Source organism: Angustibacter peucedani, assembly GCF_054779595.1.
Genome location: NZ_BAAGXY010000003.1, coordinates 19,296 through 40,852, shown reverse-complemented (window position 1 = coordinate 40,852; position 21,557 = coordinate 19,296). Strand labels below are relative to the sequence as shown.

The following is a 21,557-nucleotide window of genomic DNA, read 5'->3' as shown; positions in this document are numbered from 1 at the left end:
CCTCAGACCTGGGTGCGGTGGAAGCTCTGGAAGGAGCGGCTGGCCGTCGGGCCGCGCTGCCCCTGGTAGCGCGAGCCGTACTCGCTGCTGCCGTAGGGGTGCTCGGCCGCGCTGGTCAGCCGGAAGAAGCACAGCTGGCCGATCTTCATGCCGGGCCAGAGCTTGATCGGCAGCGTCGCGACGTTGCTCAGCTCGAGGGTCACGTGGCCGCTGAAGCCGGGGTCGATGAACCCGGCCGTGGCGTGCGTCAGCAGGCCCAGGCGGCCCAGGCTCGACTTGCCCTCGACGCGCGCGGCGACGTCGTCCGGCAGGGTCACGACCTCGTACACGGACCCCAGCACGAACTCGCCCGGGTGCAGCACGAAGGGCTCGTCCGGCTCGACGTCGACGAGGCGGGTGAGGTCGGGCTGGTCCTCGGCGGGGTCGATGACCGGGTACTTGTGGTTGTCGAACAGCCGGAAGTACCGGTCCAGCCGGATGTCGACGCTGGACGGCTGCACCATCGCCGGGTCCCAGGGGTCGAGGCTGACCCGCCCGGCGTCGATCTCTGCGCGGATGTCGCGGTCGCTGAGGAGCACGCGCCGAGCCTAACCGCCCCGGCCGGACGACGACGGCGACCGTTCGACCTGCGGTTCCCGTGCTTCGGTGCAAAGGTGACCGACGGGGCATTTCGCCACGACGACGTGGCGAGCGCGGGCCGCCCGTCCTGGCGGCGCAAGGAAGGCCGTCTGCCATGACTCTGGACCCCGCGAAGGCGGAGGCGGCCACGGCCGCCGCCGGCACGCCCGAGCAGTCGCGCCAGGTGCGCAAGGCGGCCATCGCCAGCGCCGTCGGCACGAGCATCGAGTGGTACGACTACTTCCTCTACGGCACCGCCGCGGCGCTCGTCTTCCCCAAGGTGTTCTTCCCGGACTCCTCGCACTACATCGGGCTGCTGGAGTCGTTCGCCACCTACTTCGTCGGCTTCGCGGCCCGCCCGATCGGGGCAGCGATCTTCGGCCACTGGGGCGACCGCATCGGGCGCAAGGTGACCCTGATCGTCACCCTGCTGATGATGGGTGGCGCCACCACCCTGATCGGCGCGCTGCCGGGCCGGGGCACGATCGGCGACGCCGCGCCGCTGCTGCTGATCCTGCTGCGCGTGCTGCAGGGCGTGGCCGTCGGCGGCGAGTGGAGCGGCTCGGTGCTGCTCTCGATGGAATGGGGCGACCAGAAGCGCCGCGGCCTGATGGGCTCGTGGCCGCAGCTCGGCGTGGCCATCGGCTTGATCCTGTCGACCGCGATGCTGACGCTGTTCAACAACGTCGCCTCCGAGGAGGCGTTCCTCAGCTGGGGCTGGCGCGTGCCGTTCCTGCTGAGCCTGGTGCTGGTGATGATCGGCCTGTACATCCGGCTGCAGATCCTCGAGACGCCGATGTTCGCCAAGCTGGTCAAGGACGAGGCGGTCGAGAAGGCGCCGGTCGCCGAGGTGATCCGCCGCCACCCCAAGGAGATCCTGCTCTCGGCGCTGGTGCGCATGTCCGAGCAGATGCCGTTCTACGTCGTGACGGCCTTCGTGCTCTCGTACCTCACCGACGACGACCACGGGTACTCGCGCAACTTCGTCCTCGTCGGCACGCTGGTCGCCGCGGGCATCGAGTTCGCGCTGGTGCCCTACTTCGGCCACCTCTCCGACAGCGTGGGGCGCAAGAAGATCTACCTCACCGGCGCCGTCCTGATGGGCGTGTGGGGCTTCGCCTACTTCGCGCTGCTCGACTCCGGCGTCGGGTGGTTGGTGTTCCTGGCGCTCGCGCTCGGCCTGGTGCCGCACGCGATGCAGTACGGACCGCAGGCCTCGATCATCGCCGAGAGCTTCCCGACCCGGCTGCGCTACGGCGGCGCGGGCATCGGGTACCAGCTGTCGTCGGTCATCGCGGGCGGACCGGCCGCGCTCATCGCGACCTGGCTGATCCACACCTTCGGCACGGCGTACGCGGTGTCGGCGTACATCGCGCTCTCGGCGGTCATCACGGTGGCGGCGACGATCGCGCTGCCCGACCGCTCACGAGCCGACATCGAGGACGACGCGACGTACGCGCCGACGTCCGCGACGTCGTCCGTGGCCACCTCGGCCCGCTGAGGTCGTGAGCCCGCTCGCCCATCGGATATGCTCGCTGCGCGCTCCGCGAGGGGCGCGCGCGGGTGTAGTTCAATGGCAGAACATCAGCTTCCCAAGCTGACAGTGCGGGTTCGATTCCCGTCACCCGCTCCCCTCCGGCCGGTCGGTGCGACCCGGGCTTGACCTTGACGCAGCGTCAGGGTTGCAGCCTTCTCGCATGACACCTGAGAACACCCTCGAGATCACCGGTCTCACCCACGCGTACGGCGACCAGCCGGTGCTGCGCGGCGTCGACCTGACCGTGCGGCGCGGCACGGTCCACGCGCTGCTCGGCTCCAACGGCGCCGGCAAGACGACGCTGGTGAAGATCCTGTCCACGCTGCTGCGCCCGGACGGCGGCACCGCCGTCGTCGCGGGCCACGACGTCACGAGCCGGCCCTCCGACGTCCGCGCCGCCATCAGCCTCACCGGCCAGTTCGCCGCGGTCGACGAGGTGCTGACCGGCCGCGAGAACCTCGTGCTCACGGCGCGGCTGCGCCGCCTCCCGGACGCCGGCCGGCTGGCCGACGAGCTGCTCGCGCGCTTCGACCTCGCCGATGCCGGCGGACGCCGGGCGGGCACCTACTCCGGCGGCATGAAGCGCCGCCTCGACATCGCCATGAGCCTGGTCGGCGACCCCGAGGTGCTCTTCCTCGACGAGCCCACCACCGGCCTCGACCCGCAGTCGCGCCTCGAGGTCTGGCGCACCGTGCAGGAGCTCGCCGGTCGCGGCACGACCGTGCTCCTGACCACCCAGACCCTGGACGAGGCCGAGCACCTCGCCGACCGCATCTCGGTGCTGCACGAGGGACGGATCATCGCCGACGGCACGCTCGCCGAGCTCAAGGCCCTGCTGCCCGCGGCGACCGTCGAGCTGGTCGAGAAGCAGCCCACCCTCGAGGAGGTCTTCCTCGCCCTGGTCGACCACACCCCCCACCAGCAGGGAGCGCACCGATGAACGCCACCTTCTTCGCCAACACCACGACGCTCGTCGGCCGCTCGCTGCGGCACGTGCTGCGCAGCCCGGACACCCTCGTCACGACCGCCGTCACGCCGGTCGCGATGCTGCTGCTGTTCGTCTACGTCCTGGGCGGTGCGATCGACGTCGGCACCGGCTCGTACGTGAACTACCTGCTGCCCGGGATCCTGCTGATCACGGTGGCGTCCGGTGTCGCGTACACGGCGTTCCGGCTCTTCACCGACGTGTCGAGCGGCATCTTCGAACGGTTCCAGTCGATGCCACTGGCGCGCTCGGCGGTGCTGTGGGGCCACGTCATCACCTCGGTCGTGGCCAACCTGGTCTCGCTGGTGCTCGTCGTCCTGGTGGCACTCGCGATGGGATTCCGTTCTGGCGCAGGCGTTCTGGCCTGGCTCGCCGTGTTCGGCATCATGGTCGCGTTCACCCTCGCGCTCACCTGGCTCGCCGTCGTCCCGGGCCTGACGGCGACGTCGGTCGACGGCGTGAGCGGCTTCTCGTACCCGTTGATCTTCCTGCCGTTCATCAGCTCGGCCTTCGTGCCGACCTCCGGGATGCCCGGCCCGGTGCGGTGGTTCGCCGAGCACCAGCCGGTCACGCCGGTGGTCGGCACCCTCCGCGACCTGCTGGCCGAGCAGCCGGTCGGCAGCACCGGGTGGGTCGCCGCGGCGTGGTGCGGTGGGCTGCTGGTCGTCGCGCACGCCCTGGCCATGCGCACCTACCGCAGCAAGATCGCGTGACCGCGCATGATGGGCCCATGCTGACGATCAGCCAGCTCGCGACGGCCGCAGGCGTGACCGTGCGGGCGGTGCGGCACTACCACGCCAAGGGCCTGCTGCCCGAGCCCGAGCGCGACGCGTCCGGGTACCGCCGCTACGGCGCGGCCGCCGTGGTCGAGCTGGTCAAGATCCGCACCCTGGCCGACGCCGGCGTCCCGCTCTCGCGGGTGCGCGAGCTGCTGGCCGCGGACGACGACGAGTTCGCGCAGGCGGTGGCCGACATCGACCGCCGCCTGCGCGCCGAGATCCGCGAGCGCCAGCGGCACCGCGAGCGCATGGCGCAGCTCGCGGCCGGCGACAGCCTGGTGCTGCCGCCGGAGGCCGTGGCGTACGTCGAACGGATGCGCGAGCTCGGCTTCCGCGAGCGGCTGATCGAGGTCGAGCGCGACAGCTGGATCCTCATCACGGCGCAGATGCCGGACGCCGTCGCCGACCTCATGGCCATCAAGCACACGCAGATCGAGCACCCGGTGCTGCGCCAGCTCTACCTCGACATCGGCGACGTGGTGGACGTCGGCGCGGACGACCCGCGGCTGCCCGCGATCGCCGACCGCGTGGCCGCCTTCATCGAGGCGGCCGCCTCGAAGGCCGAGGCCGAGGGGCTGGTCGAGGAGCACCCGGTCAGCCCCGAGCTGGTCGACCTGCTCGACCAAGCCTTCGTCGAGTGCATCCCTTGCGCGCCAAGGCTGCTGCAGCTGCTGGAGCAGCGCGGCTGGACCGGCTGGACTGACGTCCGCCGGCTCGAGCCCGCCTGACGGCGCCCGCCGGTTCGAGGGTCAGCCGTCGCCCTCGCCGCCGGACGGCGTCGTCTGCACCGCGTCGGACCAGGCGGCCTTCGCGCCCGCGTGCCCGATGCGGGCGGTCTGCACGACCGTGCCCACCGACCCGACCGCCGCCACCACGAGCACCACGGCGACCAGAGCGCGCGGCGCCTGCCCACCGCGCACCAGCGGGCGCAGGCGGGAGGGCACGTGGTCGGCGTCGCGCTCGCGCAGGTGCACGTAGAGCAGGCCGACCGCGGCGACCGTCAGCAGGACCACGAACGGCAGCAGCCCGTCGGCCATCCGCGTGTGCGCCTCGACCAGCGCGTTGTGCTCGACCCGACGCTCGAGCGACTCGCCGGTGGACGTCGACAGCGGCACCAGCACCAGCGCCAGCACCGCGGCCGCGAGCGGCAGGTACCCCGCCCACGAGCGCACGCGGCGCGAGATCGCGGTGAGCGCCACCAGCAGCGCGGCCAGCGGCACCATCACCACGGTGGCGTGGACGACGAGCGCGTGCGTGGGCAGCCCGAAGACGGTGTCGAGCACGGGGCCTCCTCGAGGGTGGGCTGAGGTCGTGACGCCGGACGACGTCACCGGCCAGCCTGGCGGGCCCTCATGGGAGGTTTCTGGGAGCCGGCCCGCCGTCGTCCCGGGGCAGCACGAGCGCGAAGGTCGCCCCCTCGGCCGGCCGGCCGTCGACGTCCAGCCGGCCGCCGTGGGCCCGCGCCACCTCGGTCACCAGCGCCAGCCCGAGCCCGTAGCCGCTGCTGGCGTCGGCGCGCCGTCCTCGCGCGAAGCGCTGCACGAGGTGCCGCGCCTGCTCGACGTCGAGGCCGTCCCCGTCGTCGGTCACCAGCACGCGCACGTGCGACGGCCCGTCCGCCCGGACGTCGACGACGACCGAACCGCCGCCGGCGTGGGCCACGGCGTTGTCGACCAGCGCCCCCACGGCACGGCGCAGCGCCGTGCGCGCCCCGGCCACGGTGATCTCGGCCGGGTCGGGCGCCGCCCGCACGTGGACCTGCGCCTCGGCGGCGAGCGGCTGCAGGTGGTCGACGACCTCGCGCACCAGCTGGGCCAGGTCGACCGGCTCGGCGCGGCCGCCGTCGGGTCCGTGGTGCTCCAGGACGGCCGACTCGAGCAGGTCCTGGACGACGTCCCCGAGCCGACGCGCGTCGTCGACGACCCGGTCGGCCTGGGCCAGCTGCTCGCCGTCCGCGGTGCGGTCGCTCGCGATCGAGCGGCGCAGCAGTTGCGCACGGGTCGACAGCACGGTCAGCGGGGCGCGCAGCTCGTGGCTCGCGTCGGCCACGAAGCGCCGCTGCAGCGCGAGGGCGTCGCCGAGGGGCCGCACCGCGCGTCGTCCGACGAACGCGCCGACCGCTGCGGCACAAGCGATCCCGACGAGCGAGGCCACCCCCAACGACACGACCAGGCGACCCAGCTCGGCCAGGTCGGCCGACCGGTCGTAGACGGCGACGACCCGGCCCAGCCGGGGCCGGTCGCCCGCCCAGAGCACCAGCTGCCGCTCGCCCTGCTCGAGCTGGCCGGGTCCGTCCGGGAGCGTCGCCGGGTCGAGCCGGGCCACCGAGGCCGGGGCCCCGGGCGTCGTGGTGCGCGCGCCGTCCGGGCCGACCACGGTCAGCCAGGTGCTGGGCGGCGGGTCGTCGACGTCGTCCGCGCGCGCCCAGGCGCTGTGCGCGACGTCGCGGGCCTGGCCCGCGCGCTGCCGGACGTCGACGAGCAGCGCGACGCCGGACACCACCAGCACCACGAGCGCGACGAGCCCGGTGGTGCGCACCGCGACCGACCGGGCCGCCCGCCGCAGCGCCCGCCGGTCGTCCTCCCCGGCGCTCACGCCCGCCCCAGCCGGTAGCCGACGCCGCGGACCGTGCGCACCACGTCGTCGCCGAGCTTGCGCCTCAAGTAGTGCACGTAGGTGTCGACCGAGCCCGGCATCTCGGCGTCGTCGAAGACGGCGGTGAGCAGCTCGTCGCGCGTCAGCACCTGCTGCGGGTGGCGCGCGAGGTGCGCGAGCAGCGCGGCCTCGCGGGGCGACAGGTCGACCGGCTCGGGTCCGCCCACCACCTGGTGCGCGCCGACGTCGAGCCGCCGGCAGCCCGGGTCGCTCCCGAGCGCCAGCTGCTCGGCGTCGTCGTGGTGGCGGCGCAGCAGGGCGCGCACCCGCGCCAGCAGCTCGTCGACCGCGAACGGCTTGACCAGGTAGTCCTCCGCTCCCGCGTCCAGGCCCTCGACCCGGTCGGCGACGGTGCCGCGCGCCGTGAGCAGCAGCACCGGGGAGGAGACGCCCCGGCGGCGCAGCCGCCGCACCAGGTCGACCCCCTCGACGGCCGGCAGGCCGCGGTCGACGAGCAGCAGGTCGTAGCGGTCGACGAGCGCGCGGTGCAGGCCGGCCTGGCCGTCGCGAGCGACGTCGACCGCGTAGCCCTCGCCGGTCAGCAGCTCGGCCAGCAACGTCAGCAGCTCGCGGTCGTCCTCGACCACGAGCACGCGCGACGCCGGCGTCGTCACGGGTGCGGTCAGGCCGGGGCCAGCACGGCGCGCAGCGCGGCCAGCTGCTCGGGCACCACGGCGTACCAGACGTTGGCGCCGCGTCGCGTGCCGGTGACGAGCCCGGCGTCGCGCAGCACCCGCAGGTGGTGGCTCACCGTCGGCTGGCTGCGCTCGACCGGCTCGACCAGGTCGCAGGCGCACACCTCGCCGCCGTCCGCGGTCATCAGCAGGCTGACCAGCCGCAGCCGCACGGGGTCGCCGAGGGCCGCGAAGGCCTGCGCGAGGGTGCCGGCCGACGCCTCGTCGATCGGCGAGGCCGACAGCGGGGCGCAGCAGGCGCCGCCGCGGTCGAGCAGGGGCAGGACGGTGCGGGACATGCCCCCAGCCTAGATCGGGTATTGACAGATGTCGATATCCGCTGCAGATTGATGCCCGTCGATATCCACCCCGAGGAGGACCCCGTGTCTCGTCTCCAGCTCGCCCTGAACGTCGACGACGTCGACGCCGCCGTCGCCTTCTACTCCACGCTCTTCGCGACCGAGCCGGCCAAGCGCCGTCCGGGGTACGCCAACTTCGCGGTCACCGACCCGCCGCTCAAGCTGGTGCTCTTCGAGAACGCCGCCGCGACCGGCACGCTGAACCACCTCGGCGTCGAGCGCGAGTCGATGCAGGACGTCGTCGAGCAGGCCGACCGCCTCGAGGCCGCCGGGCTGCCGCTCGAGACCGAGGACGACGTCGAGTGCTGCTACGCGCGGCAGTCCAAGCACTGGGTCACCGGCCCCGACGGCCAGCGCTGGGAGAACTACGTGGTGCTCGCCGACGCCCGTCCCGAGCTCGAGGGCGTCACGGACGTCGCGCAGACCCCCGCCGCCGCGGGCTGCTGCGGGTCGGCGGCGACCTCCTGTTGCTGACCCGTCCGCTGCTGCGACGGGCGCTCGCCGAGGCCGTCGGCACCGGCACGCTCGTCGCCGCCGTCATCGGCTCCGGGATCATGGCGACCGACCTGACCACCGACCGCGCGCTGCAGCTGCTCGTCAACGCGGTCGCCACGGTCGCCGTCCTCGCGGTCCTGGTGGGCACGCTCGGCCCGGTGTCCGGCGCCCACCTCAACCCGGCGGTCACGCTGGTCGAGCTGGTGCGGCGCGACGTCGGGGCCACCGAGGCCGTCGCGTACCTCGGGGCTCAGGTGGCCGGCGGCCTGCTCGGGGCGGCGGTGGCCGACCTGATGTTCGGCCGCCCGGCGTGGCAGGCGTCGACCCACGAGCGGACGGGCGCCGGGCTGTGGCTGGGCGAGGTCGTGGCCACGGCCGGCCTGCTGCTGCTCGTCGGCCTGCTGACCCGCACCCGTCCCGGACACCTCGGGCCGCTGCTCGTGCCGGCCTGGATCGGCGGCGCCTACTTCTTCACGTCCTCCACGTCGTTCGCCAACCCGGCCGTCACGCTGGCCCGGACGACGTCCGACACCTTCGCCGGGATCGCACCCTCCAGCCTCCCCGGCTTCGTCGTCGCCCAGCTCGTGGGCGCGGCGCTCGGCGCCCTGCTCGCTGCCGTGCTGGTGCCCGTCGCCGGCCACGCCGCCCCGCCCGACCTGCCCGAAGAGGTGCACCGCCCATGACCGACGTCCCGCGCATCCTGTTCGCCTGCAAGGCCAACGGCGGCCGCTCGGTCGCCAGCCGCGTCCTGGCCGCGCACTACGGCGGGGCCGCCGTCGATGCCTTCTCGGCCGGCTCCGAGCCCGGCACCGAGATCCACCCCGAGGTCGCCGCGGTGCTCGCCGCGCACGGGCTCGACGTCAGCGGGGAGGTGCCGAAGGCGTTCGACCCGGACGCCGCCTACGACGTCGTCGTGACGATGGGCTGCGGCGAGACCTGCCCGTTCTACGCCGGCGCGCACTACGAGGACTGGCCGCTGGACGACCCCAAGGGCCAGGACGCCGCCACCGTCCTGCGCGTGGTCACCGAGATCGACGGCCGGGTGCGCGACCTCCTGCAGCGCCTGCTGCCCGGCCACGACCTGCCCCCGTCCCCGCTCGGCGAGGGGCTGGCGGGAACCACCCGCCCGGTTGGGTAACATCTGTCCCGCGCGGCTCAAGAAATCGGCCCGTCCCAGTCAAGTCCATGGCTCACCGTCGCCTCGGCGGTCGAGCCACGTGAGGGAGGGCGTGTTGAGCGACGCTTTCCCCGAGGCCGACGCCGTCGTCCCTCGGGAGCTGTACGAGCAGGCGGTCACGGAGGCGGAGCAGCTGCGCGAGGCGCTGCTGTCGCGTGCCGTGATCGACCAGGCCAAGGGGATCCTCATGGCCCAGCACCGGTGCGACGCCGACTCGGCGTTCGCCATCCTGGTGCGCCGGTCCCAGGACGAGAACGTCAAGCTGCGCACGGTCGCGACCTCGCTCGTCCGCTCCGTGCGCGACCCGGTCGAGGACCGCGACGACGACGAGGACCTCGAGCCCTCGCCGCGCTGACGCCTGCCTAGGCTGGGCGGCATGACCGGTCCGCAGATCGTGGCGCTCGTCGTGTCACCGGGCCACAACTACTGGTTCCACTCCAGGGACCCGGCGGACGGCGTCGGCCCGTACCCGACGTCGTACCCGGACTCCGTCGAGGTCGTCGCCGACCAGGGCATCCGCGGCGACCGCTTCTTCGGCCGGGTCGGCAACCTCGCGTCCGCAGTCTCGTTCGTCGCGGCCGAGTCGCTGGAGCAGGTCGAGGACGAGCTCGGCCTCGACCGCGGGAGCCTCGACCCCCGCACCACCCGGCGCAACGTGGTGACGCGCGGCATCGACCTCAACGCCTTGCGGCACAGCACCTTCACGCTGACCGGCCGTGACGGCGACGTCACCTTCCGGGCCGCGGGCGAGACCTCGCCGTGCGCCTGGATGGACGACCGGCTCGCTCCCGGCGCGCGCGACGCCCTGCGCGGCCGCGGCGGCCTGCGCGCGCTGCCGACGACGTCCGGCGTGCTGAGCGTCGGCCCGGTCGGCCTGGTCACGGACGTCGACCACGACCCCTCACGGGCGGGCGACCGGGTTCGACGGCGCCAACGCCTCCCGTAGCCCCGCACACCTGTCCCGTTCTGGGACTAGCACTCTGGCGGCAAGAGTGCTAAAACACTGCTGTCGCGTGCTGGACGGCGTGACCGTCACCGCACCCGCCTCGCGCGCGACGTGCGAGCCAGGGGGCTCGCACCTCCGTCCCGCCCCGAGGAGGTGGTACCGATGGTGACGCGGTTCGACCCGTTCCGTGACCTCGACGACATGGCCTCGCGCCTGCTCGACCACGCCAGCGGCATGAGCCAGGCGATGCGCGCCATGCCGATGGACCTGTTCCGGTCCGGCGACCACTACGTCCTGCTGTGCGACCTGCCCGGCGTCGACCCCGGATCGGTGGACGTCGGGGTCGACGGCCGGGTGCTGACGATCAGGGCCGAGCGGTCCCATCGCGGCGAGGACGTCGAGTGGCTGACCCAGGAGCGGCCCTCCGGCACCTTCGTGCGCCAGCTGACGCTCGGCGCGGGGCTGGCGCTGGACCGCATCGAGGCGACCTACACCGACGGCGTCCTCGCCCTGACGCTGCCCGTCGCCGAGGACGCCAAGCCGCGGCGCATCGAAGTCTCGCACGGCACCAGCCAGACCGCGATCGGCACGCAGGGGTCCGGTACCGCGGACGCCGAGCTCGCCGGCTCCTCCGGCTGAGCCGCGCCGCCCCGCCGCGGTGGCCGGCCGGTCATGGCCGGCCGGCCGCCCGACGGGCGCGCAGGCGCAGCAGCACGACGACCGCGGTCAGCACGGCGAGCAGCGAGTAGACGACCGCCGCGAACGGGCTGGCGACCAGCGCCGTCGGGTCGCCCTGGCTGATGGCGAGGGTGCGGCGCAGCTGCTCCTCGGCGATCGGGCCGAGGATCAGCCCGATGATCGCCGGGGCGATCGGGTAGCCGAAGCGCCGCATCACGTAGCCCACCACGCCGATCGCGAGCAGCAGCACCAGGTCGGCGCGCAGCCCGTTGATCGCGTAGGCACCCAGCGCCGCGAACAGCAGGATGCCGGCGTACAGGTACGGCCGCGGGATGCGCAGCACCCGCACCCACAACCCCACCAGCGGCAGGTTCAGCACCAGCAGCAGCACGTTGCCGACGTACAGGCTCGCGATGAGCGCCCAGACCAGGGCGCCCTCGTCCTCGAACAGCAGCGGCCCGGGCCGGATGCCGTAGCCCTGGAAGGCCGCGATGAGCACCGCGGCGGTGGCGGACGTCGGCAGGCCGAGCGTCAGCAAGGGCACCAGAACCCCTGCGGCAGAAGCGTTGTTGGCGGCCTCCGGCCCGGCAACGCCCTCGATGGCGCCCTTGCCGAACTCCTCGGGGTGCTTGGTCAGCTTCTTCTCGATCGCGTACGACAGGAAGGTCGGCACCTCGGCCCCGCCGGCCGGCATCGCGCCGATCGGGAAGCCGAGCGCGGTGCCGCGCAGCCACGGCTTCCACGAGCGGCGGAAGTCGTTGCGCGACATCCACTTCGACCCGCTCGCGCCCATGACGTGCACCGGCCCGTGCCGCATGCGCGAGGCCACCCACAACGCCTCGCCGACCGCGAAGACGCCCACGGCCACCGTCACGACGTCGATGCCGTCGGCGAGCGCCGGAGCGCCGAGGGTGAACCGTTGCTGCCCGGTGAGCGTGTCGGTGCCGACCAGCCCGAGCAGCGCGCCGAACGCGAGGGCGGCCAGCCCGCGCGACACGGACGAACCCAGCAGCGCACTCACCGTGAGCAGCGCGACGACGGTGAGGGCGACGTAGTCCGGGGCTCCGAGCTGCACCGCGAACCGGGCGACGGACGGCGCCAGCAACGTCAGCAGGGCGGTGCCGATGGTGCCGGCGACGAACGAGCCGATGGCGGCGGTGGCGAGCGCGGCCGCACCGCGGCCCGCCTTGGCCATGAGGTTGCCCTCGATCGCCGTGATGATCGACGAGGACTCCCCCGGCGTGTTCAGCAGGATCGACGTCGTCGAGCCCCCGTACATGCCGCCGTAGTAGATGCCCGCGAACATGATGAACGCCGCGGTCGGCTCCAGCGTGTACGTCACGGGCAGCAGCAGCGCGACCGTCATGGCCGGCCCGATGCCGGGCAGCACCCCGACGGCGGTGCCGAGCGTGACGCCGAGCAGCGCGTAGAGCAGGTACAGGGGCTGCAGGGCGGTGCCGAACCCGTCGAGCAGCGAGCTGATGTCACCCATCGATGAACGGCACCCCCGCGAGGACGCCGGCCGGCAGCGAGACGCCGAGGCCGGAGACGAACAGGCCCTGGATCACCAGCCCGAGCACCAGGCCCACGGCGAGCCCGCGCCACCAGACCGCACCGAGCGCCCAGGCCACGCCGCCGAACAGCAGCGCGGCGGCGAGCGCCCAGCCGATCGTGTCGACGAGCACGACGTGGACGGCGAACGCGGCCACCACCTTCGCGACGGTGAGCCAGTCGGTGCCGGCGTGCGTGTCGACGTCCTCGCCCGCCTCGGGCTCGGCGGTGCGACCGCGCAGCGCCCCGACGAGCACCGCCCCGCCGGCGAGCACCAGCGCGACGCCGACGGCGTACGGGAACGCCCGCGGCCCGACCGCGTTGGCGCTGAGCGGCACCGTGATCCGGTGCGAGTCGACGAGGGTGAAGACCCCCAGGCCGACCACGACGAGGGCGACCACGGCGTCCGGGACGGCGGCGGTGCGCCGTCCCGGGGCCGCAGCGGCGAGCTCCTGCTGGGTCATCGGGTCGCCTACTTCACCAGGCCGAGGTCGGCCAGGACGGCCTCGGTGGTGGTGGTCTGCTCCTTCAGGTAGCTGTCGAACTCGTCACCGGCGAGGAACGTGTCGGTCCAGCCGTTCTTGGTGAGCGCGTCCTTCCAGCCGGCGCTGGCGTGCATGTCGGTCACGGCCTTCACCAGGCGCGCCTTGTCGTCGTCCGAGACGCCACCGGGCGCCACCACGCCTCGCCAGTTGATGATCTCGACGTCGAAGCCGGACTCCTTCAGGGTCGGCGCGTCGACGCCCTCGACCCGCTCCGGACCGGCGACGGCCAGGGCGCGCAGCTTGCCGGCCTTGATCTGCTCGGCGTACTCGCTGACGCCCGAGACGCCGGCCTGCACCTTGTTGCCGAGCAGGGCGGCCAGCGACTCGCCACCGCCGGAGAACGCGATGTAGTTCAGGTCGGACGGCGGCAGGCCCGCGGACTTCGCCAGCAGCCCGGCGACGATGTGGTCGGTGCCGCCGGCCGAGCCCCCGGCGATCGGGAAGCCACGCCCCTTCTCCTTCAGGGCCGCCGCCAGCTGCTTGATGTCCTGGTACGGGCTGCTGGCCGGCACCACGACGACCTCGTCCTCGGCGGTGAGGCGCGCGATCGGCGTGACGTCCTCGAGCGTGGCCTGCGACTGGTTGGTCTTCACCGCGCCGACCATCACCAGGCCCATGACCATCAGCGAGTGGTCGCTCTTGTCGTTGGCCAGCTGCGCGAGGCCCACGGTGCCGCCGGCGCCGTTGACGTTCTTGACCGTCACCGAGCGGGCGAGCTTCGCGGACTCCATGGCCGCGCCCATCGCCCGGGCGGTGCTGTCCCAGCCGCCGCCGGGGGCGGCCGGCGCCATGATGTCGAGCCGGGAGTACGACTTCCCGGCGTCGGTGCTGCCCGAGCCGCTGGTCGAGCCGCACGCGGCCAGGGCCAGGGCGGCGACGGGGACGACCGCGGCCGCGGCCCAGCGGCGGTGCGGACGGGGAGTGCTGCGGAGCGTCATCGGTACCTCCCGGACAGCCAGGACGCCGTCGTCCCGGTCGGGTCGGGACGCTAGGGAGCACAGGGCCTCGCACGGAATGCTGAGGTCGTAGACGTCGTAGAGGTCGTTCTGGTCGTGCGGTCGTGACGGCCCGCCTGAGGCACCATGGAGCCGTGCGACGGAGCATCCCCCTGGCCGTGCAGCTGCTGGCCATGCAGGTGGCGATCGTCCTCGTCACCGTGCTGGTGGCAGGGGCGCTCGCGGTGCGCGTGCAGGACCACCAGATCCGGGAGAACTACTCGCGCCGGGTGCTGACCATCGCCCGCAGCCTCGCCAGCGTCCCGGCCGTGCAGGACGCGTACGCGTCGTCCGACCCCTCGCGCACCCTGCAGCCGCTCGCCGAGACGGTGCGCCAGGCCGCGGGTGCGACGTTCGTCGTCTTCACCAACGCGCAGGGCGTGCGGTACTCGCACCCCGACCCCAGCAAGATCGGCCAGATGGTGTCGACCGACCCCAGCGTGCCCCTGGGCGGCGAGGAGTTCGTCGGCACCGAGACCGGGTCGCTCGGCACGTCGTTGCGCGCCAAGGTTCCGGTGCGCGCCCAGGACGGCACGGTGCAGGGCACGGTGTCGGTCGGCATCCTGGAGAGCCGGCTGTCGGCCGACCTCGCGAACGTCGTCCCGGCCCTGGCGGCGTGGCTCACCGCCGCTGCGATGCTCGGCGTCGTCGGCGCCGCGGTGGTCTCGCGCCTGGTGCGGCGCCGGCTGTTCGGGCTCGAGCCGGTCGAGATCGCCGACCTGCTCAAGACCCGCGACGCCATGCTGCACGGCATCCGCGAGGGCGTCGTGGCGCTCGACGACCGTGGCCGGGTGGCCCTGGTCAACGACGAGGCCGTGCGGCTGCTCGGCCTGGTCGAGCTGCCCACCGGCCGCCTCGCCGAGGAGGTGCTCGACCCGGACGTCGTCGCCGCGCTCGTCACCGACGAGGACCCCGTCACCGACCGGCTGGTGCTGGCCGGCGAGCGGCTGCTGGTGGCCAACCGCACCCACGCCACCGTCGGCGACCGGGACGTCGGCCGGGTGCTGACGTTGCGCGACCGCACCGAGCTGTTCGACGCGCTGCGGGCGCTGCACGGCGAGCGCAGCACCTCCGACGCCCTGCGCGCCCAGGCCCACGAGTTCAGCAACAACCTGCACGTGCTGTCGGGGCTGATCGAGCTCGGTCGGCACGACGAGGCGGTGCGGTTCATCGAGCGGCTGGGCGCCGGCAGCAGCCTGCTGGGCGGCGCGAGCATGAGCCAGATCGAGGACGCCTCGGTCGCGGCACTCCTGGTGGCCAAGGGCGCCGCGGCCCGCGAGCGCGGCGTGACCCTGCGCCTGGACGACGCGTCGGAGGTCGGCGACGGCGTGGGCGACGACGTCGTCACCGTGCTCGGCAACCTCGTCGACAACGCGGTCGACGCCACCGGCGCGGGCGGGACCGTCGAGGTGCGGGTGCTCGCCGACGGACCGCACGGGGCCATCTCGATCCAGGTGCAGGACGACGGCCCCGGGGTGCCGCACGAGCGCCGGACGACCATCTTCGAGGCGGGCACGTCGTCCAAGCACCGCACGGCCGACCACCACGGGCAGGGCATCGGCCTGGCGCTGGTGTCGCGCATCGTGCGGCGCCGGCGCGGCAGCGTGGTGGTCGGCGACCGCGGCGGCGGTGGCGCGGTCTTCACGGTCGAGCTGCCCGCGGTGCAGGAGAAGGCAGGGACGCGGTGAGCGACCGGACCGACGACCGCGTGGCGCCGGTGCGCGTGCTGGTGGTCGACGACGACTTCGCGGTGGCCGCCATCCACCGGCGGTACGTCGAGACGCTGCCCGGCTTCGTCGTGGTGGGCGAGGCGCACCAGGGCACCGACGCGCTGCGCGCCGTCGAGGAGCTCGCGCCGGACCTGGTGCTGCTCGACATCTACCTGCCGGACCTCAGCGGCGTCGAGGTGCTGCGGCGGCTGCGCGCCGACCCGGCCGGCCAGCGGGTCGACGTCATCGCGGTGACCGCCTCGCGCGAGGTCGAGACGGTGCGCGCCGCGATGGCCGGCGGCGTCGTCCACTACCTCATCAAGCCGTTCACCCTCGCCGCGCTGCAGGAGCGGCTGCTCGCCTACGCGGCGCAGCGGCGCGAGCTCGACCGGCTCACCGGCGGCGAGGGCTCGGTGCGCGACCAGGCCGAGGTCGACCGGCTGCTCGCACCGCGCACCGCGGCGCCGACGGCGCCGCCCGACCTGCCCAAGGGCCTGTCGGCGCACACCTTGCAGCTGGTCGAGGGCGTGCTGCGCGAGGCCGACCGCGAGCTGTCCGCGGGCGAGACGGCCGAGCTGTGCGGGCTGTCGCGGGTCAGCGCGCGGCGCTACCTCGAGCACCTCGCGACGCGCGGTCAGGCCCAGGTGCGGCCACGCTACGGCTCGGCCGGACGGCCCGAGCACGGCTACCGCTGGATCAGCGCACCGGCTGGAAACGCCTGAGCCGCAGGCTGTTCGTCACGACGAAGACCGAGCTGGCCGCCATCGCCGCGCCCGCCACCATCGGGTTCAGCCAGCCGGCCGCGGCCAGCGGCACGGCGGCGACGTTGTAGGCGAAGGCCCAGAACAGGTTGCCCTTGATGGTGCGCAGCGTCGCCCGCGCCAGCCGGACGGCGTCCGCGGCCGTCCGCAGGTCGCCTCGCACCAGGGTGAGGTCGGACGCCTCGATCGCGACGTCGCTGCCGGTGCCCATCGAGAGACCGAGGTCGGCCGCAGCGAGGGCGGCGGCGTCGTTCACCCCGTCGCCCACCATGGCGACCACGGCTCCCTCGCGCTGGAGCCGTTGCACCGCAGCGACCTTGTCGGCCGGGAGCACCTCGGCCACGACGTCGTCGATGCCGACCTCGGCCGCCACGGACGCGGCCGCGCGCCGGTTGTCACCGGTGAGCAGCACCGGCCGCAGCCCCAGCTCGCGCAGCGCTCGCACCGCGGCCGCCGAGGAGTCCTTGACCGTGTCGCCGACGACGACCAGGCCGACGAGCTGCTGGTCGACCGCCACCCACACCGGCGTGCGACCGGCGTCCTCGTGGCGCTCGGCCGCCTCGGCCAGCGCGGCCGGCACCTCGCCCGGCACGTGGCCGGACGTCGTCAGCCACGACCACCGGCCCACCGCGACGGCACGGCCATCGACCGTCGCCGTGACGCCACGACCGGCGTGGTCGGCGAAACCCGTTGCGGCAGAGAGGTTCCCACGCGACGCCGCGACGTCAGCCACCGCGGTCGCCACCGGGTGCGCCGAGCCGTGCTCGACCGCTCCCGCGATCGCCAGGACGTCCTCCGGCGTCCAGCCGCCGTCAGCCACGACATCGTGCACGGTCATGCGTCCGGTGGTCACGGTGCCGGTCTTGTCGAGCACCACGGTGTCGACCGCCCGTGTCTGCTCGAGCACCTGCGGCCCGCGGATCAGCACGCCCAGCTGCGCACCGCGCCCGGTGCCCACCATGAGCGCGGTCGGCGTGGCGAGCCCCAGCGCGCACGGGCAGGCGATCACCAGCACCGCGACCGCGGCCGTGACGGCCTTCTCGGCACCGGCCCCCGACGCCAGCCACCCGACGAGCGTGAGCACGGCCAGCACCAGCACCACCGGCACGAAGACCGCCGACACCCGGTCGGCGAGCCGCTGCACCGGCGCCTTGCCGTGCTGCGCCTGCTCGACCAGCCGGGCCATCTGGGCCAGCTGCGTGTCCGAGCCGACCCGCGTGGCCCGCACGATCAGCCGCCCGCCGGCGTTGACGGTGGCGCCGACGACCGCGTCGCCCGGCCCGACCTCCACCGGCACCGGCTCGCCGGTGAGCAGCGAGGCGTCGACCGCCGACGTGCCGTCGAGCACCACGCCGTCGGTCGCGACCTTCTCGCCCGGCCGGACGACGAACCGGTCGCCCACGACCAGCGCCGCCGCCGGCACCCGCTGCTCGACGTCGCCGGACGACGTCGCGCGCAGCACCGCGACGTCCTTGGCCCCCAGGTCGAGCAGCGCGCGCAGCGCCGCCGCCGACCGCCGGCGGGCGCGGTCCTCGAGCCGGCGGCCGGCCAGGATCGCGACCGTGACCACCGAGGCGACCTCGAGGTAGGGCTCGCCACGGCCCGATGCGACGGCCCAGACCGACCACGCCGTCGCGGCCGTGACGCCCAGGGAGACCAGGGTGTCCATGGTGGCCGCACCGTGGCGGGCGTTGACCAGCGCCGCCCGGTGCAGCGGCCACGCACCCCACGTGACGACGGGCAGCGCCAGCAGCAGCACGACCTGCTCCCAGCCGGTGAACCGCAGGGCCGGCACCATCGAGACCAGGGTGACCGGGACGGCGAGCAGCGCCGACAGCGCGAGCCGCGAGCGCCACCAGGGACGGCCCGGGTCGTCGTCCGGCGTCGACCCGGGCGGCGCGGGCGGCTCGGCCGTGTAGCCCGTGGCCTCGACGACGGCGACGAGCGCGTCGGTCGACACCGTCGGCTCGCGGGTGATGCTGGCGCGCCCGGTCGCGTAGTTGACGCTGGCGCTGACGCCCTCGACGCGGTTGAGCTTCTTCTCGACCCGCGCCGCGCACGAGGCGCACGTCATCCCGCCGATGACGAGCTCGAGCTGGTCGGCGCTCAAGCGGTCACCAGCCGGTAGTCACCGGCCTCGTCGAGCGCGGCCTCGACCTGCTCGGCGGTCAGCGGGGCGTCGCTGGTGACCGTCACGGTCGAGGTGGCCGCCGGGTCGAGCGCGACCTGCACGTCCTTCACGCCGTCGACGGCGGTGAGCTCCTCGGTGACCGCGCTGACGCAGTGGCCGCAGGTCATCCCGGTGACGGAGTACGTGGTGGTGGTCATGGTGCGGCTCCTCGGGTCGGTCAGGGAGGGTCAGGAACGGACGAGCCGGGCGATGGCGTCGGACGCCTCGCGCAGCTTGGTGTCGGCCTCGTCGCCGCCGGCGGCCACCGCGTCGACGACGCAGTGGCCCAGGTGCTCGTCGAGCAGGCCGAGCGCGACGGCCTGCAGCGCCTTGGTGGCCGCCGAGACCTGGGTGAGGACGTCGATGCAGTACTGGTCCTGCTCGACCATGCGGGCGATGCCGCGCACCTGGCCCTCGACCCGGCGCAGCCGCTTGAGGTGCGCCTGCTTGGTGTCGCTGTACCCAGGGACGACGGCAGGCACGTCCGGGAGCGTGGTGTCGGTCATGCTGCCACTATACCCCCACCCCGTATCGGAGATGTGATGTGCACCCGAAGGGGTTGCGAGGGTTACCGGCGAGTAGCATCATGGGTTACCGGTGGGTAACCACGACTGCTGCCGCACACGGAAGGACCCGCGACCATGGGCCACTACAAGTCCAACGTCCGCGACATCGAGTTCAACCTCTTCGAGGTGCTCGGCCGCCAGGAGCTGCTGGGCCAGGGCCCGTACGACGAGATCGACCCCGACACCGCGCGCGAGATGGTGCGCGAGGTCGCGCGCCTGGCCGAGAACGAGCTGGCCGAGAGCCTGCTCGACTCCGACCGCAACCCGCCGGTCTACGACCCGAGCACCTACGAGGTCACGGTGCCGGCGTCGTTCCGCAAGAGCTACCAGGCCTACCTGGACGCCGAGTGGTGGCGCACCGACATCCCGGCCGAGCTGGGCGGCACCGTCGTCCCGCCGTCCCTGCGCTGGGCGATCGCCGAGCTGGTGCTCGGCTCAAACCCCGCCGTGCACATGTACTCCGCCGGCTTCGCGTTCGCCAAGGTGCTGCACGGCCTGGGCACCGACGAGCAGAAGAAGCTCGCCCGGCACCTGGTCGACCAGCACTGGGGCTGCACCATGGTGCTCACCGAGCCGGACGCCGGGTCCGACGTCGGCGCCGGCCGCACCAAGGCCGTGCAGCAGCCGGACGGCACCTGGCACATCAGCGGCGTCAAGCGCTTCATCACCAGCGCCGAGGCCGACTTCTACGACAACGTCGTGCACTTCGTGCTGGCCCGCCCCGAGGGTGCGGGGCCGGGCACGAAGGGCCTGAGCCTGTTCGTCGTGCCGAAGTACCACGTCGACCTCGAGACCGGCGAGAAGGGTGAGCGCAACGGCGCCTTCGTCACCAACGTCGAGCACAAGATGGGCCTCAAGGTCTCGACCACGTGCGAGGTGCGTTTCGGCGAGGTCGACGGCATCCCGGCCGTCGGCACGCTGCTCGGCGAGGTGCACGACGGCATCGCGCAGATGTTCAAGATCATCGAGTTCGCCCGGATGATGGTCGGCACCAAGGCCATCGCGACGCTGTCGACCGGCTACCTCAACGCTCGCGACTACGCCAAGGAGCGCGTGCAGGGCGCCGACCTGACGCAGATGACCGACAAGGCCGCGCCGCGCGTCACCATCACCCACCACCCGGACGTGCGCCGCTCGCTGATGCTGCAGAAGGCGTACGCCGAGGGCCTGCGCGCGCTGGTGCTGTTCACCGCCAGCCAGCAGGACACCGTCGACGTCGCCGGCCACGCCGCGGGCAGCGAGGACTTCGACGAGGGCTCGGCGGCCGACATGGCCGTGCGGGTCAACGACCTGCTGCTGCCGATCGTCAAGGGCTGCGGCTCCGAGCGCGCCTGGGTGCTGCTCGGCACCGAGTCGCTGCAGACCTTCGGCGGGTCCGGCTTCCTGCAGGACTACCCGGTCGAGCAGTACGTCCGCGACTCCAAGATCGACAGCCTGTACGAGGGCACGACCGCCATCCAGGGCATGGACTTCTTCTTCCGCAAGATCGTCCGTGACAAGGGCCAGGCGCTCGGCCACCTCGCCACCCAGATCCAGGAGTTCGTCAAGGGCGGCACGGGCGACCTGGCCACCGAGCGCGAGCTGCTCGGCAAGGCGCTCGAGGACGTGCAGGGCATCGTCGGCACCATGGTCGCCTCGCTGATGTCGTCCGACACCCGCCAGGGCGGCGACGTCACGAACATCTACAAGGTCGGCCAGAACACCTCGCGACTGCTGCTCGGCACCGGCGACCTGGTGGTCGGCTGGCTGCTGCTGCGCCAGGCCGAGGTGGCCACCGAGGCGCTCAAGGGCGACGTCTCGGCGTCCGACCGGGCGTTCTACACCGGCAAGGTCGCGGCCGCGTCGTTCTTCGCCCGCACGGTGCTGCCGAAGCTGGCCGCCGAGCGCGCGATCGCCGAGGCCACCGACAACGCGCTGATGGACGTGCCCGAAGAGGCGTTCTGAGCCGCTGACCGACGCACGGCCGTCGCACGAGGGGCCGCCACCCGGCTGGGTGGCGGCCCCTCGTCGTTCCCCGAGAGCTGACGGCTACAGCCGGCGGTCCTCCGGGGGGAGCCCGGTGTCCCGGTGCTCCACGACGGTCTGGTGGGAGGTGTTCGCCCGCTGCTGGTTCATGACCAGCGCGAGGATGATCGCCAGCACACCGGCACCCATGCAGATGTAGCCGATGGCGGTCAGGTCGAAGTCGGACAGCCGGTCCTGCACCCCGAAGGCGAGGATGCCGCCGACGACGAGCAGGAAGATGCCTGCGCCGATTCCCATGGTGGTCCCTCCTGTGCGGTCACCGGGCGGCGACCTGTGCGCCGAGTGTGGATCAGGTGAGGGACCGGCGCACCCCGAAACGCCGCCGTCCGGGT

Annotated in this window: 25 protein-coding genes and 1 tRNA gene; 14 read left to right on the top strand and 12 right to left on the bottom strand. The window is 73.5% G+C overall.

The window, feature by feature from the left end; genetic code table 11:
• Positions 1–2: 2 nt before the first annotated feature.
• Positions 3–578 carry a dCTP deaminase gene (dcd, locus tag ACYVJ4_RS01290; RefSeq protein ID WP_460458295.1) on the bottom strand — a complete coding sequence of 192 codons (576 nt, stop codon included), beginning with the start codon at positions 576–578 and terminating at the stop codon, positions 3–5.
• Between the two features lie 155 nt (positions 579–733).
• Between dcd and ACYVJ4_RS01285 the strand changes: the two genes are divergently transcribed.
• The 5 genes from ACYVJ4_RS01285 to ACYVJ4_RS01265 all read left to right on the top strand — a co-directional run bounded on the left by ACYVJ4_RS01285 (position 734) and on the right by ACYVJ4_RS01265 (position 4,647).
• Positions 734–2,119, top strand: coding sequence for an MFS transporter (locus tag ACYVJ4_RS01285; RefSeq protein ID WP_460458294.1), 1,386 nt, complete (start codon positions 734–736; stop codon positions 2,117–2,119).
• Positions 2,120–2,177: 58 nt separating this feature from the next.
• Positions 2,178–2,248 (top strand) — tRNA-Gly (locus ACYVJ4_RS01280).
• 67 nt (positions 2,249–2,315) lie between these two features.
• Positions 2,316–3,095, top strand: coding sequence for an ABC transporter ATP-binding protein (locus ACYVJ4_RS01275; protein ID WP_460458293.1), 780 nt, complete (start codon positions 2,316–2,318; stop codon positions 3,093–3,095).
• On the top strand, positions 3,092–3,853 hold the full coding sequence (locus ACYVJ4_RS01270) for an ABC transporter permease (RefSeq protein WP_460458292.1): 762 nt from the start codon (positions 3,092–3,094) through the stop codon (positions 3,851–3,853). The genes ACYVJ4_RS01275 and ACYVJ4_RS01270 overlap by 4 nt, the downstream gene beginning before the upstream one ends.
• A 17-nt stretch (positions 3,854–3,870) precedes the next feature.
• Entirely contained in the window at positions 3,871–4,647 is a 777-nt protein-coding gene (locus ACYVJ4_RS01265; protein WP_460458291.1) for a MerR family transcriptional regulator, read from the top strand.
• A gap of 21 nt (positions 4,648–4,668) precedes the next feature.
• Here the strand turns inward: ACYVJ4_RS01265 and ACYVJ4_RS01260 are convergent, their stop codons facing one another.
• The 4 genes from ACYVJ4_RS01260 to ACYVJ4_RS01245 all read right to left on the bottom strand — a co-directional run bounded on the left by ACYVJ4_RS01260 (position 4,669) and on the right by ACYVJ4_RS01245 (position 7,547).
• Positions 4,669–5,202, bottom strand: a complete 534-nt coding sequence (locus tag ACYVJ4_RS01260; RefSeq protein WP_460458290.1) for a DUF2231 domain-containing protein — start codon at positions 5,200–5,202, stop codon at positions 4,669–4,671.
• A 67-nt stretch (positions 5,203–5,269) separates the two neighbouring features.
• Complete coding sequence (locus ACYVJ4_RS01255; protein WP_460458289.1) at positions 5,270–6,514, bottom strand: sensor histidine kinase; 1,245 nt, start codon at positions 6,512–6,514, stop codon at positions 5,270–5,272.
• A complete protein-coding gene (locus tag ACYVJ4_RS01250; RefSeq protein ID WP_460458288.1) occupies positions 6,511–7,188 on the bottom strand; it encodes a response regulator transcription factor in 678 nt (225 codons plus the stop codon). The genes ACYVJ4_RS01255 and ACYVJ4_RS01250 overlap by 4 nt, the downstream gene beginning before the upstream one ends.
• 8 nt (positions 7,189–7,196) lie before the next feature.
• Positions 7,197–7,547, bottom strand: coding sequence for an ArsR/SmtB family transcription factor (locus ACYVJ4_RS01245; protein WP_460458287.1), 351 nt, complete (start codon positions 7,545–7,547; stop codon positions 7,197–7,199).
• Positions 7,548–7,631: 84 nt separating this feature from the next.
• On the opposite strand from ACYVJ4_RS01245, the gene ACYVJ4_RS01240 reads away from it, so the two are divergent.
• From ACYVJ4_RS01240 to ACYVJ4_RS01215, 6 genes are all read left to right on the top strand, one after another.
• Positions 7,632–8,081, top strand: coding sequence for an ArsI/CadI family heavy metal resistance metalloenzyme (locus ACYVJ4_RS01240; protein ID WP_460458286.1), 450 nt, complete (start codon positions 7,632–7,634; stop codon positions 8,079–8,081).
• Positions 8,075–8,785, top strand: a complete 711-nt coding sequence (locus ACYVJ4_RS01235) for an aquaporin (RefSeq protein WP_460458285.1) — start codon at positions 8,075–8,077, stop codon at positions 8,783–8,785. Before ACYVJ4_RS01240 ends, ACYVJ4_RS01235 begins: the two co-directional genes overlap by 7 nt.
• Positions 8,782–9,240 carry an arsenate-mycothiol transferase ArsC gene (locus ACYVJ4_RS01230; protein WP_460458284.1) on the top strand — a complete coding sequence of 153 codons (459 nt, stop codon included), beginning with the start codon at positions 8,782–8,784 and terminating at the stop codon, positions 9,238–9,240. Before ACYVJ4_RS01235 ends, ACYVJ4_RS01230 begins: the two co-directional genes overlap by 4 nt.
• Before the next feature lie 94 nt (positions 9,241–9,334).
• Positions 9,335–9,634, top strand: coding sequence for an ANTAR domain-containing protein (locus tag ACYVJ4_RS01225; RefSeq protein ID WP_460458283.1), 300 nt, complete (start codon positions 9,335–9,337; stop codon positions 9,632–9,634).
• A gap of 21 nt (positions 9,635–9,655) precedes the next feature.
• Entirely contained in the window at positions 9,656–10,225 is a 570-nt protein-coding gene (locus tag ACYVJ4_RS01220) for an MOSC domain-containing protein (protein ID WP_460458282.1), read from the top strand.
• Positions 10,226–10,387: 162 nt separating this feature from the next.
• Positions 10,388–10,864, top strand: a complete 477-nt coding sequence (locus ACYVJ4_RS01215) for an Hsp20/alpha crystallin family protein (RefSeq protein WP_460458281.1) — start codon at positions 10,388–10,390, stop codon at positions 10,862–10,864.
• Between the two features lie 31 nt (positions 10,865–10,895).
• Here ACYVJ4_RS01215 and ACYVJ4_RS01210 read toward each other — a convergent pair whose 3' ends face one another.
• Genes ACYVJ4_RS01210 through ACYVJ4_RS01200 form a run of 3 tightly spaced genes read right to left on the bottom strand, consistent with a single transcriptional unit; the run spans position 10,896 to position 13,937 of the window.
• Positions 10,896–12,395, bottom strand: coding sequence for a tripartite tricarboxylate transporter permease (locus tag ACYVJ4_RS01210; RefSeq protein ID WP_460458280.1), 1,500 nt, complete (start codon positions 12,393–12,395; stop codon positions 10,896–10,898).
• Complete coding sequence (locus ACYVJ4_RS01205) at positions 12,388–12,918, bottom strand: tripartite tricarboxylate transporter TctB family protein (protein ID WP_460458279.1); 531 nt, start codon at positions 12,916–12,918, stop codon at positions 12,388–12,390. The genes ACYVJ4_RS01210 and ACYVJ4_RS01205 overlap by 8 nt, the downstream gene beginning before the upstream one ends.
• A gap of 8 nt (positions 12,919–12,926) precedes the next feature.
• Entirely contained in the window at positions 12,927–13,937 is a 1,011-nt protein-coding gene (locus ACYVJ4_RS01200) for a Bug family tripartite tricarboxylate transporter substrate binding protein (RefSeq protein ID WP_460458278.1), read from the bottom strand.
• A gap of 152 nt (positions 13,938–14,089) precedes the next feature.
• Between ACYVJ4_RS01200 and ACYVJ4_RS01195 the strand changes: the two genes are divergently transcribed.
• Together ACYVJ4_RS01195 and ACYVJ4_RS01190 are read left to right on the top strand one after the other, a co-directional pair.
• Positions 14,090–15,682, top strand: a complete 1,593-nt coding sequence (locus tag ACYVJ4_RS01195) for an ATP-binding protein (protein ID WP_460458277.1) — start codon at positions 14,090–14,092, stop codon at positions 15,680–15,682.
• Positions 15,679–16,425 carry a response regulator gene (locus ACYVJ4_RS01190; RefSeq protein WP_460458276.1) on the top strand — a complete coding sequence of 249 codons (747 nt, stop codon included), beginning with the start codon at positions 15,679–15,681 and terminating at the stop codon, positions 16,423–16,425. Before ACYVJ4_RS01195 ends, ACYVJ4_RS01190 begins: the two co-directional genes overlap by 4 nt.
• On the opposite strand, the gene ACYVJ4_RS01185 is transcribed toward ACYVJ4_RS01190, so the two are convergent.
• The 3 genes from ACYVJ4_RS01185 to ACYVJ4_RS01175 are packed head-to-tail and all read right to left on the bottom strand — an operon-like array spanning position 16,400 to position 19,140.
• Positions 16,400–18,538: a heavy metal translocating P-type ATPase gene (locus ACYVJ4_RS01185; RefSeq protein WP_460458357.1), complete on the bottom strand. Its 2,139-nt coding sequence runs from the start codon at positions 18,536–18,538 to the stop codon at positions 16,400–16,402. The two genes, ACYVJ4_RS01190 and ACYVJ4_RS01185, sit on opposite strands and share 26 nt — an antisense overlap.
• Positions 18,539–18,570: 32 nt before the next feature.
• Positions 18,571–18,792, bottom strand: coding sequence for a heavy-metal-associated domain-containing protein (locus tag ACYVJ4_RS01180; RefSeq protein ID WP_460458275.1), 222 nt, complete (start codon positions 18,790–18,792; stop codon positions 18,571–18,573).
• A 30-nt stretch (positions 18,793–18,822) separates the two neighbouring features.
• Positions 18,823–19,140, bottom strand: a complete 318-nt coding sequence (locus ACYVJ4_RS01175) for a metal-sensitive transcriptional regulator (protein ID WP_460458274.1) — start codon at positions 19,138–19,140, stop codon at positions 18,823–18,825.
• Between the two features lie 135 nt (positions 19,141–19,275).
• Here ACYVJ4_RS01175 and ACYVJ4_RS01170 point away from each other — a divergent pair, with 135 nt between their 5' ends.
• Positions 19,276–21,144 (top strand): acyl-CoA dehydrogenase, encoded by a 1,869-nt coding sequence (locus ACYVJ4_RS01170; protein WP_460458273.1) that lies wholly within the window; start codon positions 19,276–19,278, stop codon positions 21,142–21,144.
• Positions 21,145–21,228: 84 nt separating this feature from the next.
• Here ACYVJ4_RS01170 and ACYVJ4_RS01165 read toward each other — a convergent pair whose 3' ends face one another.
• Entirely contained in the window at positions 21,229–21,462 is a 234-nt protein-coding gene (locus ACYVJ4_RS01165; protein ID WP_460458272.1) for a DUF6458 family protein, read from the bottom strand.
• Positions 21,463–21,557 lie beyond the last annotated feature (95 nt).

Bases quoted from the DNA above. Each gene is read 5' to 3' on its own strand.
- ACYVJ4_RS01285 (WP_460458294.1), top strand. From the start codon at position 734: ATGACTCTGGACCCCGCGAAGGCGGAGGCGGCCACGGCCGCCGCCGGC.
- ACYVJ4_RS01275 (WP_460458293.1), top strand. From the start codon at position 2,316: ATGACACCTGAGAACACCCTCGAGATCACCGGTCTCACCCACGCGTAC.
- ACYVJ4_RS01270 (WP_460458292.1), top strand. From the start codon at position 3,092: ATGAACGCCACCTTCTTCGCCAACACCACGACGCTCGTCGGCCGCTCG.
- ACYVJ4_RS01265 (WP_460458291.1), top strand. From the start codon at position 3,871: ATGCTGACGATCAGCCAGCTCGCGACGGCCGCAGGCGTGACCGTGCGG.
- ACYVJ4_RS01245 (WP_460458287.1), bottom strand. From the start codon at position 7,547: ATGTCCCGCACCGTCCTGCCCCTGCTCGACCGCGGCGGCGCCTGCTGC.
- ACYVJ4_RS01230 (WP_460458284.1), top strand. From the start codon at position 8,782: ATGACCGACGTCCCGCGCATCCTGTTCGCCTGCAAGGCCAACGGCGGC.
- ACYVJ4_RS01220 (WP_460458282.1), top strand. From the start codon at position 9,656: ATGACCGGTCCGCAGATCGTGGCGCTCGTCGTGTCACCGGGCCACAAC.
- ACYVJ4_RS01215 (WP_460458281.1), top strand. From the start codon at position 10,388: ATGGTGACGCGGTTCGACCCGTTCCGTGACCTCGACGACATGGCCTCG.
- ACYVJ4_RS01210 (WP_460458280.1), bottom strand. From the start codon at position 12,395: ATGGGTGACATCAGCTCGCTGCTCGACGGGTTCGGCACCGCCCTGCAG.
- ACYVJ4_RS01205 (WP_460458279.1), bottom strand. From the start codon at position 12,918: ATGACCCAGCAGGAGCTCGCCGCTGCGGCCCCGGGACGGCGCACCGCC.
- ACYVJ4_RS01200 (WP_460458278.1), bottom strand. From the start codon at position 13,937: ATGACGCTCCGCAGCACTCCCCGTCCGCACCGCCGCTGGGCCGCGGCC.
- ACYVJ4_RS01185 (WP_460458357.1), bottom strand. From the start codon at position 18,538: ATGACGTGCGCCTCGTGCGCGGCGCGGGTCGAGAAGAAGCTCAACCGC.
- ACYVJ4_RS01180 (WP_460458275.1), bottom strand. From the start codon at position 18,792: ATGACCACCACCACGTACTCCGTCACCGGGATGACCTGCGGCCACTGC.
- ACYVJ4_RS01175 (WP_460458274.1), bottom strand. From the start codon at position 19,140: ATGACCGACACCACGCTCCCGGACGTGCCTGCCGTCGTCCCTGGGTAC.
- ACYVJ4_RS01170 (WP_460458273.1), top strand. From the start codon at position 19,276: ATGGGCCACTACAAGTCCAACGTCCGCGACATCGAGTTCAACCTCTTC.
- ACYVJ4_RS01165 (WP_460458272.1), bottom strand. From the start codon at position 21,462: ATGGGAATCGGCGCAGGCATCTTCCTGCTCGTCGTCGGCGGCATCCTC.